Here is a 12,580-nt window from a genome sequence, read left to right on the forward strand (position 1 = left end):
GGCTCGACGAAAACCGTCAAGCCCTGTTTAAACAAATAGGAGGCGAAGCAATGGACTTAGAGCAGGTTGCATTTCAAATCATAGCAAATTCCGGAGAGGCAAGATCGAAAATTTCCGAGGCCATGGATGCGTGTGAAGAAGGCCAGCTGGAAAAAGCGGAAAAGTTGATTGAAGAAGCCGAGAAAAATCTTCTGGCAGCTCATGATACCCACATGAAGGTATGTCAGAAGGAGGCCTGCGGGGAAAACATCCAGCCCACCCTTCTTCTGATCCACGGCATGGACCTTATGCTTGTCACGGAATCTGAAAGGGATATGGCTAAAAGAATGTTAAGGATTGCCAGAAAGTATTTTGCCGGCAGGGAGGTTTTTTAAAATGTCCGATAAAAAATTAAACATTTTGCTGATATGTGTAAATGCCATGTCATCCGGGTTTCTGGTGGAAAAAATGAAGAAAGCTGCAAAAGAAAGAGGATTGGATGTAAATATAGAAGCAGTGGCAGGATGGGGTTTTAAGGAAAAAGATTTTTCAAAACTGGACCTTGTAATGCTCAGCCCTCAGGTAAGACATTATAAAAAAGATGTCGATAACGTCGCTTCAAAATTCAACGTGCCCGTGGCAAACATAGATTTTCAAACATATGGCCTTGTAGATGGAAACAGGTGCCTGGATATCGCCCTCAAAACCCTTGGAGTGCAGTAAATGCGGGAATTAAAAAAGACTTCGGGAATAATTTGCGAAATAGAAAGATATGCACTAAACGACGGCCCGGGCATCAGAACGCTGGTTTTTTTTAAGGGTTGCCCCCTCAGATGCAAGTGGTGCAGCAACCCCGAGACTCATAACTTTCACCCCGAACTTTACTACTATACACATAAATGTACCTTTTGCGGAAAATGCATTGCCGTCTGCCCCTATCACGCCATTAGAGCCGATTATTCACGGCAAAAGGTTATCACAGATAGGAATATATGTAGAACCTGCGGCGAATGCATAAAAGCATGCCCCACAGGGGCACGCAGCGCGGTAGGGATGGAAATGACGGTGGAACAGGTGATGGAGGAAGTAAAAAAGGATATCCCCTTTTATCTGAGGGGGGGCGGGGGCGTGACCCTTTCGGGCGGAGAAGTATTGAGCCGATTCGAGTTTGCTTTAGAAATATTGAAAAAAAGCAGGGAAGAATTTATCGATACCGCCGTTGAAACTTCCGGTTATGCTCCATGGGATGTAGTAAAAGAAGTCATAAGCTATACGGACCATGTCTTAATCGACATAAAGCATATGGACCCGCTGCGCCACAGGGAATTGACCGGTGTAGAAAACAAACTCATTCTCGATAATATAAAAAAGATCGATAGAAGCAAAGTCCATTATATTATAAGGATTCCGTTGATTACGGGAATTAATGACGATGAAAGCAATATTAAAGCGATAAAGGAGTTTATAAATGGATTGAAAAATTTAAGGGAGGTACACCTGCTGCCTTATCATACTCTGGGAAAGTCGAAGTATGAATATCTGGAAAGAATATATGAATTGGGACATCTTGTAAAACCACATAAGGAAAAGATTTACGAAGCGGCACAAATTCTGAAAGATAGCGGCTTGAATGTAGTGGTAGGAGGATAGGTTCATATTCATCTTTTGGGAGGTCTTCATTGTGAATGTGTCTAGTATTAGAGTTAAAAAACTACGGGAAGATGTGCTGTCAAGAGTGCCCGGTGTCTGCATTGAAAGGGCAAGATTTTATACCGAAGTATATCGAGAAAACGAGGCATTGCCTGTTTATTTAAAGAGAGCGATAGCCCTTCAAAGAACCCTGGAAAATATGAGCATATATATCCTTGACGGGGAGCTCATTGTGGGGAACCAGGCGTGCGCACCCAGGACGGCGCCGGTTTTTCCCGAGTATGCCGTGGAATGGATTGAAAAAGAACTTGAAGAAAAAGGCAATTTCGATAAGCGCGCAGGGGATGTTTTCCACCTTCCCGAAGAACATAAAGAAGAACTGCTGGAAATTATAAAATTCTGGAAAGGAAAGACTCTCTATGACCACTGCATGGCATCCATGCCCGAAGAGGTCAAGACCGCATCCATTATCAAAGCCATTCATGGCGATGGAAACATGACTTCGGGAGACGGACATATAGTGGTGGATTATGAAAAGGTTCTAAAATTAGGCCTGAAAGGAGTAATTAAGGAGGCGGAGGAAGCCCTTTCTGCGCTGGATCTTTCTGAAAACGATGCTTTAAGAAAAAAGGCTTTTCTTGAATCTATAATTATAACCCTGAGAAGCGCCATAAAGTTTGCGCAAAGATTTGCCAATTTGGCAGAGGACCTGGCAAGGGGAGAGCGGAATCCCGTGAGGGCCGGGGAACTGATGCAGATAGCGCGAAATTGCCGGCGCGTGCCGGAATACCCCGCCTCCAGCTTTTATGAAGCTGTGCAATCCGTATGGTTTGTACATCTCATACAACAGATAGAAAGCAACGGCCACTCCGTTTCCCTTGGGAGGCTGGATCAGTATCTATATCCGTACTATGAACATGATATAAAAAACAATGTTATCACCCGGGATTTTGCCATGGAACTTCTGGAGTGCCTGTGGATCAAACTGTTTTCCATTATAAAGATAAGACCTACGTCCCATTCGGGCTACGGCGCAGGATACCCAACTTACCAGAATGTCACCATCGGCGGCCAGACAAAAGAAGGCAGGGATGCGGTAAATGTCTTATCATACCTTATTCTGGAATCCGTTGCCGGTACAAGACTTACCCAGCCCAACCTTTCGGTAAGGCTTCATGCCAATACTCCGGAAAGATTTCTTCAAAAGTGCATAGAAGTGCTTAAAATGGGCTTCGGAATGCCGGCATTTAAAAACGATGAGGTCATAATTCCTTCCCTGTTGAGCCGCGGGGTATCCCATGATGACGCCTATAATTATTCTATGGTGGGATGCATAGAGGTGGCCGTCCCCGGTAAATGGGGATACCGCTGTACGGGAATGAGCTTTTTGAATATGATCAAAGTCCTGGAAATGACAGTATACGGTGGAAAAGATCCCAGGACGGGACACTGTCTGCTTCATACAAAATCCTTGACTGAAGTACAATCTTTTGAGGAGTTCTGGGAGCAGTGGGAAAAACAGATGCAGTATTATACAAAACTATCTATAGTTCTAGATCACGTGGCAGATACAAATCTGGAGAAGCTGGTGCCTGACATATTTACATCTGCGCTGGTGAATGACTGTATCAAGCGGGGCAAAACAGTAAAAGAAGGCGGAGCCGTCTATGACATGGTGAGCGGTTTGCAGGTAGGAATTGCCAATGTGGCCAACTCTATGGCGGCCATTAAAAAATTGGTATTTGAGGAAAAGGTCCTTAAACCGGAGAAATTGATAGAAGCGATGAAAGCGAATTTTGAATCTGAGGAAGGAATAGAAATACAGAAAAAGCTTCTGGCGGCGCCCAAATATGGCAATGATGACGATTATGTGGATGAACTGGCCGTGAAAGCTTTTAACACATATGTAAAAGAGATAGTAAAGTTTAAAAATACGAGATTTGGGAGGGGGCCCATTGGAGGAATTTATTACCCCGGCACATCGGCCATATCATCCAATGTTCCCATGGGGGCCGTGGTAGGAGCTACACCCGATGGAAGAAAAGCGTGGACTCCCGCGGCGGAAGGAGCTTCCCCTACCCAGGGGACCGATAAAAAAGGCCCCACAGCGGTGCTCAAATCCGTTTCCAAGCTTCCAACGATCCTTATCACCGGAGGCAATCTCCTGAATCAAAAATTTTCTCCGGATCTGCTGGAGGGAAAGGAACGAATGGAGAGATTCGCCGACCTGCTCCGGACTTTCGTGGCACTAAAATTATGGCACATTCAATTTAATATAGTGTCATCGGAAGTGCTGCGGGCTGCCCAGAGGGAACCTGAAAAATACAGGGATCTAATAGTCAGAGTGGCCGGATACTGTGCCCAGTTCGTCACCCTTGATCCTACCACTCAGGAGGACATCATTTCCCGCACCGAACAAAAAGCGGTATAAAAAGGGGCGAAAACGATTGAAAATAGGAATTCTGGGGGGCAGCGGCGTATATACCCCTGCCCTCATTACTGAAATAATTAAATCAAACGGGGAATTGGATGTAGATCAAATAGTATTGAACGGCAGGTCATCTGACAAATTGAATATAGTAAAAAATGTATGCAGGGAACTTGTAAGAAGAAGCGGTTTGGACATAAAAATTGATGCAAGTACCAATATAGCCGATGCCGTTAAAGATATGGATGTAGTCATATCGCAGGTAAGAATAGGGGGGATGCAGGCCAGGGCCTTTGATGAGAAATTCCCGCCGGAATTTGACATGGTCGGCGAAGAAACAATAGGGCCCGGTGGACTTTCAAACGCAATAAGGACTATTCCGGCTGTGCTTGAAATAGCTTCTGAAGTCGAAAGATGCAATAAAAATGCTTTTTTAATAATGCTCACCAATCCATGCAGTATGATTTTAAGGGCTATAAATCAGGCAAAATATAATATAAAAGCCGTAGGAATATGTGATCTCCCCAGAGTCCTTATAAGTAAGATAGCTGATTTGCTGAAGATTGGGAAGAAGAACTGAACGTAGAATACTTTGGCTTGAACCACCTGGGCTGGATAAAAAAGGTATATCATAACGGCATTGATTTAACCGATAATGTGATAGATAGGTTTGACGAAATTGACGGCATCATAGAAAAGGATATAGTACAATTTCACAAAGCAATTCCTGTATCTCATTTAAAGTACTATTTTCACCCCGACAGAATTCTAAACAAACCCCAGACAAGGGCACATGAACTGCTATCTTTGGAAGAGGAGATATTGGGAAATTTCAAATCCGGCAATCTGGAACAAGGGTTAAATTTGCTGAACAGGCGCTCCACAGTATGGTATAAATATATCATTGACTTTATAAAACAATTTATGGAGATAAACAGACGTTTCACATTTTAAATGTAAAAAATAACGGTATTATGAATTTTTTGCCAACCGATTCGGTCGTTGAAACGGGATGTATGGTAAGAAGAGGGGAAATAAGATCGCTGCCGGCCAAAGATATCCCGCTTTCCATACAGTCTTTAATAACCCAGATTAACACATATGAGGAGCTGGCAGTAAAGGGAATACTGCAAAATAGTCGTGCGCTTTTGATAGAAGCCTTGATGGTCCATCCTTTTATACGATCATATGATCAGGCAGAGGCTGTTCTAAATAAAATTATAAAGGGGAACATAGAGATGGGATTCCTTAAGGAGGGGCAAATAAATTGAAAGCTTTTGAACTGGCAGGCTTCTGGCTTAGATTTGCTGCCTTTTTGGTGGATAGTATAATACTCTCAGCGCCCATGTACATTATTAAATCTGTGTTTCCGCAGACAGCATCTATTATAAATCTGGCAATATGCGCCCTTTACTTTATATTTTTTGTATCCGTATTCGGCAAAACGCCTGGCAAGATGTTTTTCAGGATCAAAGTTGTAAAGTCAGATTTGAAACCGGTAGGATGGAAAGAAGGCACATTGCGGTTTTTAGGTACGGTTCTATCCCAGATACTTTTATTTGGCGGCTATATTATAATGTTGTGGGATAAGAATAGACAGACGCTACATGATAAAATTACCGGCACTTATGTAATAATTGAAAAGTAAAAAATAAAAGAATCTTTGATTTTAATACCTCGGGCACAAGGCCCGCGGTATTAAATCGGTAGATTTTTTAAAACTTTGGGTTGGACATCCTTCCCGAAGTTTTTTATTTTATAATATAAGCATTTCAGGCTTTTTGTAAAGACTATATTAAATTTATTATAAACCAATTTACTATAATGAGATCTTATTTTTAAAGTCTTTCAAAATTTTTTATAAAAGAAGGATATTTTATTTTATGTAGAATATTAATTAATAAAGTTTATTAATTAAATATTTTTGAGGTGCTAAATGAAAAAACAAATAGGGCAACCACACATGATTAACATGGTCAATAGAAATTTAATACTTGAAATAATTAAGGAAAAAGGTCCCATATCAAACCGGATATCGTTAAGATTACAAAGCTTAGTTTACCTACCGTAAATAAAATAATTAGTATTTTGCAAGAAGAAGGAGTTGTGAAAGAGTTTGGAATAGGCGAAACAAGATCTGGCCGCAAGCCAATCCTATACACAATTAATGGGGAAGCCGGATTGGTAATAGCCATATATATTGAAGATAATCAGGTGAATGGGGTCTTGGCCGATATAATGGGGGAGTTTTTAAATGAAGGGATTATAAAAAGGAATTTTACCTCAACTCAAGAAGTGCTGAAAGTCATGTTTGAACTGATAGATCATCTTATTTCTAAGGTCAAAAGTCAGGAAGATATTAAGGCTATAGGAGTTGGGGTTCCGGGCGTTGTAAGGAAAGACGGTACTATTTTTAATATATTCAGCATTCCGGAGTGGGAAGGCATAAATTTAAAAGAAATTCTTGAGGCGAGGTATAACAAGCCAATTTTTTTAGAAAACGATGTTAATTTGACTGCGGTAGGAATATATCATGACAGATTAGCAAGAAATATAAGAATATAGCGTACCTGTACTTTGGAAAGGGAATCGGGTCAGGCATTATTATCGATAATAAGCTCTATCGAGGCGCTAATTGTTTTGCCGGTGAAATAAGCAATTTAATCATGAACATAGACGATAATTTTGAGGACAAAGAAAGATATACACTGTTAATTGAAAGTCAGATCTCAAAATTAATAAGAACTATAATGAAAAACAAAGGTATTAGCGATACTTCTGAATTAAAGGAAATACTTGAGAACATCGATGATAATGATGCTGACTTACTGCAACTGGTAAATTATATATCATATGTAATGAACAACGTTATCTGCATTTTAGATCCTGAGATGGTTATTCTCAGGGGGATTATATTGGCAAAAAATTCTTTTCCAGGGTGAAAAAGAATGTAATCAAGCTGAATAATATTGAAAATCATACAAAGATAATATTACTTGAGGAATCGGATGCAGGTATTAAAGGTACTATTAACCTTTGCCTTTCACAGATCAATCCAAACTATTTGTTGGTAATCAACAGGGGTATCTAGAATTCCCTGGTAATAGAGTATGGGAGAAGAATCTGGACTTTTTTAAAAGAGGGGGTGTTATTGAATAAAAGATGTATTACTTCCCAGGATTTTAAATTAAAGGAAAGGTGAGGAGTGTAGAAAATGTCAAAATTAAAAAAATCAATAAGTTTAATCATTGTTTTAATGTTGGTTCTGACAATGGTTGCAGGTTGTGCCGGTAAAAACAACAATACCGAAGCTTCTAAACCAAAAGAGGAAATAGTAATAAGGCACTGGCAACACCATCATGAAGCCCGAACACCGGTCGTAAAGGAGCTTGCTGAAGAATTTGATAAAAATCACCCTGGAATTAAGGTGGAGGTTGAGGCAATTCCATACGACAGCTATTTTGATAAATTGACAACCTCATTATCCTCTAAGACGGCAGCGGATGTATTTCAGATTTCCGCCCTTCAGGCTCAGGAAATGATCCAGGGTGGATATCTACAGCCTATGCCAGAAAAAGTAATGAGTCCGGAGGAAATAAAAAATACTTTTCTTGACTGGACTATTTCCCAGGCAGAAAAAGACGGAAAATATTATGGTCTTCCTACGGATGTCCAGACGCTTGTATTGTTTATAAACAACGACCTTTACAAAAAAGCAGGGTATGATCCGAAAAATCCTCCAAAAGATTGGGATGAATTTTTGACGCAGGCGAAAAAAGGAACTATTGTTGATTCCCAGGGCAAACTCCAGCAGGCAGGTCTTGACACAAGATATAAATGGGCGGTTTATACACTGTTTATGTATCAAATGCTGGACGGTAAAGTTGTAGACCTTGCAAACAAAAAAGTGAATTATGATTCGCCTCAGGGTCTGGAAGCATGGAACTATATAAAGAAATTAATGGTTGATGAAAAGATTGACTCACCATCGTTTATGACAGGCCAGTTTAAATTCGAGTTAGGGAAAGCCATGTTTTACATAAACCATCCCGTAACGGTTGGCAGGATAAAGAAAATGGCTCCAGACCTTAATTACACCATAGCATTAGTCCCGGGACCCAAGGGTCATGAGCCGATAACAATAGGCCATAACTGGCTGTATGTTGTAAATAAAGATTCGAAAAATAGTGAAGCTGCATGGGAATGGGTAAAGTTTATGGCATCAAAAGAGGCCCAGCTTAAGTTTATCGAGAAAGCTGGCGATTTACCCTCAATGAAATCACTTTTAGAGCAGGATAGTTTATTCCCGGATGATAATGCAAAAGTTGTGAGAGAATCGCTGAAAAATGCTGTTCCCACTCAAGAATTGGGGGAAGATGATGTAAACAACATAAGAGATGAAATATGGACAAAAATTGTATTGCAGCAGTCTTCTGTAGAGGATGCTGTAAAACATGGAGCTGAAGCTGAAAACGCTTTGATTAACAAGAAGTTAAGCAAGTAAAGATAGGCAGGTTTTGCAACCTGCCTATCCTCTAAGTATAATCAGAAAGGAAGTTTAAGGTGTTCATAGGGAGAAGAAGGCTATCTCAAGAACAAAAGCTGGCATTGGTAGGAGCATTTTTCGTTATGCCGGCTATGATTTTGTTCTTCATTACCGTCTTTGTACCTTTGATTCAGGCATTTTATATGAGCTTATTTGACTGGTCGACAATAAGAGATGTAAAGAACTTTGTATTATTTAAAAATTATATCAACATGTTTCATGATCCTAAATTCATTAAATCCGTCACCGTTACAGTATCCTGGACTGCCGTAGTAGTGCCGACAATAACATTTATTTCACTTTTGCTGGCCATTATTTTAAACATGAAAAGTTTGAGATTTAAAGGATTATTTCGGACTATATACTTTATTCCGGTCGTTACGAATATGGTTGCTTCTTCTTTTGTATGGAAATGGCTTTTCGAGCCTACAAATGGTGTGATAAATTATTTCCTGAGCCTGCTAAATCTCCCACAGCCGGGTTGGCTGGCAGATCCTAAATGGGCGCTTCCGGCAATGATGGTAGTTGGAGTATGGAAACAGATAGGGTTCGCCATGGTAATATTTCTTGCCGGCCTTCAGACAATACCAAAGGATATATTTGAGGCCGCTTACATTGATGGAGCGTCCGGCTGGACCATATTGAGAAAAATTACGATACCTTTATTAAATCCAACAATAGTATTTACGACGGTAATGCTTGTTATAAATGCATTTAGAGTGTTTACTATTCCGTATGTGATGAGCGCGGGAGGGTTTTCTTACGGCGTTCCCGGAGGACCTCTAGATAGTACAAGGGTGTTTGTAATACACATTTATGATTATGGGTTTAAGCAATTTGATCTTGGCTACGCATCGGCAAACGCTTTCTTCTTGCTTGCAGTTATTCTGATAGTAACGGTTTTGCAAATCAAAATACTTCAGAAACCATTTGAATATTAAAATTTTAATCAGGAGGTAGAGCAATGGATACAAAGCACACTAATCCACTGCTACTTGCAATTGCATATACTGTACTGATTGTCGGTTCTCTGTGGATGTTGTTGCCCTTAGTATGGATGACATCCGCAGCCTTCAAACCCATGTCGGAAATAATTCAGGTTCCGCCAACATGGATACCAAAACATTTCACTCTGGACAATATCAAGCAGGTATTTGAGCAGCTTCCCTTCGCACGATACTTTTTAAATAGTGTAATAACTACGACAGTTATTGTATTTAGCGTGTTATTGACAAGTGCTATGGCTGGATATGGGTTTTCCAAGTTCAACTTTCCCGGCAAAAAGATATTGTTTTTTCTTATCCTATCGAGTTTGATGATTCCTTTTCAGGTTAGAATGATTCCTTTATATCAAATGGCTCAAAAGATGGATATAATCAACAGTTATTTGGGTGTGGTATTTTCCGTGGCTTTTTGATGCGATGGGAGTTTTCATGATGAATCAATTTATGTTGACAATTCCAAAAGAACTTATAGAAGCGGCTAGAATCGATGGAGCTTCAGAAATAGGAATATTTTTTAAGATTGTTCTTCCTCAGATGGGGTCGGCTATTTCAGCCCTCGCTATTTTTACCTTTTCATGGAGCTGGGAAGAGTTTTTGTGGCCTCTGATCATAACCAATTCGGACCGGGTCAGGACTCTGCCGGTCGGCCTTCAATACTTTTCAGAGCAATACGGCGTAAATATTCACTGGCAGATGTCTGGTGCGTTTGTAGCTATATTGCCGGTATTGATAATGTTTTTCATATTGCAAAAGCAGTTTGTAGAAGGAATAGCCCTGACTGGTATGAAAGGTTGATAAATTGAAGGGAGGCAAAGAAATGCGCGCATACATGGAAATTGACTTACCCGAATGGAAGGTGGTAGATTTTCATTGCCATTTTCCGATAATCAACGATGATTGGCTAAAACCATATAAAGACCGGTATATAAAAGAATTTGGGAAGGAAAACTGGGATTACATACAAATTTCGGCCGCATCTCTAAACAGTCAATGGCGAAAGGCCTGGTGCTTTCCAGAGCCTGAGGAGCCGGCTGTCGATTTTGAAATGCAGGCCAAAAGATGGGCTGATGAAGTTGAAAACAATAACCTGGAAAGGGTAGTATTTACCACCTGTGGCGGCAATGAACTGGCAGTAAAGCTGACAAAGCTTTATCCTGATAAATTCGTAGCCTTCGCCCATCACGCTCCAGATGAGGAAAACGCTGCTCAAAAATTAGAAGCCGCTATAAAAGATGGATTGAAAGGGTATAAGATAATGGGGCCTGTGGTAAAAACGCCTCTATGTGATAAAAAGCTATATCCTGTATGGGAGGTTGCCTCAAAGTATGAAATCCCGATTTTAATACATTTTGGAATTTTAGGCGGTGGCGGCGGAGTGGGAAGTGCCGAAAATATAAATCCCATTGTTATTCACGATGTGGCAAAAGCATTTCCAAAATTGAAAATAGTAATACCCCATTTCGGATGTGGATATACCCGTGAATTATTGCAGCTTATGTGGGCGTGCCCAAATACGTATGTTGACACATCAGGTAACAATGAATGGATGAGATGGATGCCATATGAACTTAATTTAAACATCCTGTTTAAAAAATTTTATGAAACTGTAGGGCCCGGGAGAATTATTTACGGTAGTGATTCGGAATGGTTTCCCCGCGGCTATACAATAAGGTACTTTCTGGACCAGATAAGAGCGGCAAGGCAAGTATCAATACCTGAAGATGATATTAGAAAAATATTCAGAGAAAATGCGGTCGATTTATTAAGGTTAAAATAGTGTTTTAATGAATAATATGCAGAATTAATAATTAAAAGGTGGTTAGAATAATGCAAAAGATTTTAACTATTCCTGAGGCTGAAAAGGAATACGATGAGTATTTAGCCACGGGAAACGAGTTTGTATCCATTCCTTCCATTACTAAAGAAGGCAAAGTAGAAGTTGCAAATGTGATTTTGGATAAAACTAACAGTCTGATAGATTTTAGAGGAAATAATTTAATTGAACCGATTATAAGTGTTGACAATGGGATAATTAACTTAAAGCCTATTCGGTACCGGTATGAGAATAGCTGGATACCAGTTTTTAATTATGATGGTGCAAAGATGAAAGTGACGATCAGGATAATAACACCTAAGGGTTATAAAGGATTTGTTTATGAAATAACAGTCAAAAATATCACAAGCAGCGATATTTATATTGAGTGTGGCGTGCAAGGTATATGGGAGGAGAGCGCATCAACAGTATTCCATACTCAGAAAATATGTGCAACTAAAGATATATTCCTGCACACCTGGACAAATTCGATAATGTTTGAGTTAAAAGATATGACTGTGCTGGCAGCCATGGCAATTTCAGGGGATGATGACCCGGACTTATACTATGATAAAGAACATATGAGGTATAAGGTTTCCAATAAAAAGAAATTAAATGGGCATGAAGAAAAAACGTTTTATTATTATTATTCAGTTAATATGGAACAGGACGGAGCCGGCACCATAAATATAGATTTAAGAAGGCGTGGAGGATATAATCTATATGAAATTGAGACAAGATGGCTGCAGGAACATAGGGTAAAATTAGAAAATAAGCTGCTTGAAGACAGGGTAAATAGAAATATTTTCTTCTCTTATTTTTATTCTGTAGCATACACATTGGATACAGAGGAACAGGTGCTTTTAACTTCAAAAAGCCATAAATATTATGTCAGTGCTGCATTTTGGGGAAGGGATTCTCTATTGTGGAGTTTTCCTGCGGTTTGTTTAATAGATAAAAATGAAGCGAGAAAAATTTTGTTAACCTGTTTTTCGCGATATTTAAGAAATGCGGGAATACATAGCCTTTATATCAATGGAAGCGTTCTATATCCCGGGTTTGAACTGGACGAACTAGCAGCGTATGTCATTGCACTCGATGAGTACATCGAGTGGACCGGAGATAATGAAATAATGAACATAAAAAAATAAGGCAGGGCT

At 39.9% G+C, this 12,580-nt stretch carries 12 protein-coding genes and 2 pseudogenes; all 14 read left to right on the forward strand.

Going from position 1 to position 12,580, the window contains the following annotated elements; all coding sequences use genetic code 11:
- Positions 1 to 50 precede the first annotated feature (50 nt).
- The 14 genes and pseudogenes from D2962_RS02995 to D2962_RS03070 all read left to right on the forward strand — a co-directional run bounded on the left by D2962_RS02995 (position 51) and on the right by D2962_RS03070 (position 12,571).
- Positions 51 to 374, forward strand: a complete 324-nt coding sequence (locus D2962_RS02995) for a PTS sugar transporter subunit IIA (protein ID WP_122014093.1) — start codon at positions 51 to 53, stop codon at positions 372 to 374.
- Position 375: 1 nt separating this feature from the next.
- A complete protein-coding gene (locus D2962_RS03000) occupies positions 376 to 702 on the forward strand; it encodes a PTS sugar transporter subunit IIB (protein WP_122014094.1) in 327 nt (108 codons plus the stop codon).
- Positions 703 to 1,629: a glycyl-radical enzyme activating protein gene (locus D2962_RS03005; protein ID WP_122014095.1), complete on the forward strand. Its 927-nt coding sequence runs from the start codon at positions 703 to 705 to the stop codon at positions 1,627 to 1,629. It abuts the gene before it with no gap.
- 31 nt (positions 1,630 to 1,660) lie between these two features.
- Entirely contained in the window at positions 1,661 to 4,060 is a 2,400-nt protein-coding gene (locus D2962_RS03010; RefSeq protein ID WP_222927653.1) for a glycyl radical protein, read from the forward strand.
- A gap of 16 nt (positions 4,061 to 4,076) precedes the next feature.
- Entirely contained in the window at positions 4,077 to 4,637 is a 561-nt protein-coding gene (locus D2962_RS03015; protein ID WP_162991075.1) for a family 4 glycosyl hydrolase, read from the forward strand.
- Positions 4,638 to 4,654: 17 nt separating this feature from the next.
- Positions 4,655 to 5,328 (forward strand): annotated as a pseudogene (locus tag D2962_RS19460) (family 4 glycosyl hydrolase).
- On the forward strand, positions 5,325 to 5,705 hold the full coding sequence (locus D2962_RS03030; RefSeq protein WP_122014100.1) for an RDD family protein: 381 nt from the start codon (positions 5,325 to 5,327) through the stop codon (positions 5,703 to 5,705). Before D2962_RS19460 ends, D2962_RS03030 begins: the two are co-directional and overlap by 4 nt.
- A gap of 590 nt (positions 5,706 to 6,295) precedes the next feature.
- Positions 6,296 to 6,999 (forward strand): annotated as a pseudogene (locus D2962_RS18350) (ROK family protein).
- A 272-nt stretch (positions 7,000 to 7,271) separates the two neighbouring features.
- Positions 7,272 to 8,561: an ABC transporter substrate-binding protein gene (locus D2962_RS03045; RefSeq protein ID WP_122014103.1), complete on the forward strand. Its 1,290-nt coding sequence runs from the start codon at positions 7,272 to 7,274 to the stop codon at positions 8,559 to 8,561.
- Positions 8,562 to 8,620: 59 nt separating this feature from the next.
- Positions 8,621 to 9,544, forward strand: a complete 924-nt coding sequence (locus D2962_RS03050) for a carbohydrate ABC transporter permease (RefSeq protein WP_122014104.1) — start codon at positions 8,621 to 8,623, stop codon at positions 9,542 to 9,544.
- Positions 9,545 to 9,567: 23 nt separating this feature from the next.
- Positions 9,568 to 10,020: a carbohydrate ABC transporter permease gene (locus D2962_RS03055; RefSeq protein WP_122014105.1), complete on the forward strand. Its 453-nt coding sequence runs from the start codon at positions 9,568 to 9,570 to the stop codon at positions 10,018 to 10,020.
- A 16-nt stretch (positions 10,021 to 10,036) separates the two neighbouring features.
- Positions 10,037 to 10,402 (forward strand): carbohydrate ABC transporter permease, encoded by a 366-nt coding sequence (locus D2962_RS03060; RefSeq protein WP_162991077.1) that lies wholly within the window; start codon positions 10,037 to 10,039, stop codon positions 10,400 to 10,402.
- Between the two features lie 22 nt (positions 10,403 to 10,424).
- Positions 10,425 to 11,384 carry an amidohydrolase family protein gene (locus D2962_RS03065; RefSeq protein WP_122014107.1) on the forward strand — a complete coding sequence of 320 codons (960 nt, stop codon included), beginning with the start codon at positions 10,425 to 10,427 and terminating at the stop codon, positions 11,382 to 11,384.
- A 50-nt stretch (positions 11,385 to 11,434) separates the two neighbouring features.
- Entirely contained in the window at positions 11,435 to 12,571 is a 1,137-nt protein-coding gene (locus D2962_RS03070; protein WP_122014108.1) for a glucosidase family protein, read from the forward strand.
- Positions 12,572 to 12,580 lie beyond the last annotated feature (9 nt).

Source organism: Biomaibacter acetigenes (genome assembly GCF_003691585.1).
GTDB classification, from domain to species: domain Bacteria; phylum Bacillota; class Thermosediminibacteria; order Thermosediminibacterales; family Tepidanaerobacteraceae; genus Biomaibacter; species Biomaibacter acetigenes.

Excerpts from the sequence above, each read along its gene's own strand:
- D2962_RS02995 (WP_122014093.1), top strand. The coding sequence starts at position 51 with ATGGACTTAGAGCAGGTTGCATTTCAAATCATAGCAAATTCCGGAGAG.
- D2962_RS03000 (WP_122014094.1), top strand. The coding sequence starts at position 376 with ATGTCCGATAAAAAATTAAACATTTTGCTGATATGTGTAAATGCCATG.
- D2962_RS03005 (WP_122014095.1), top strand. The coding sequence starts at position 703 with ATGCGGGAATTAAAAAAGACTTCGGGAATAATTTGCGAAATAGAAAGA.
- D2962_RS03045 (WP_122014103.1), top strand. The coding sequence starts at position 7,272 with ATGTCAAAATTAAAAAAATCAATAAGTTTAATCATTGTTTTAATGTTG.
- D2962_RS03055 (WP_122014105.1), top strand. The coding sequence starts at position 9,568 with ATGGATACAAAGCACACTAATCCACTGCTACTTGCAATTGCATATACT.
- D2962_RS03060 (WP_162991077.1), top strand. The coding sequence starts at position 10,037 with ATGATGAATCAATTTATGTTGACAATTCCAAAAGAACTTATAGAAGCG.
- D2962_RS03065 (WP_122014107.1), top strand. The coding sequence starts at position 10,425 with ATGCGCGCATACATGGAAATTGACTTACCCGAATGGAAGGTGGTAGAT.
- D2962_RS03070 (WP_122014108.1), top strand. The coding sequence starts at position 11,435 with ATGCAAAAGATTTTAACTATTCCTGAGGCTGAAAAGGAATACGATGAG.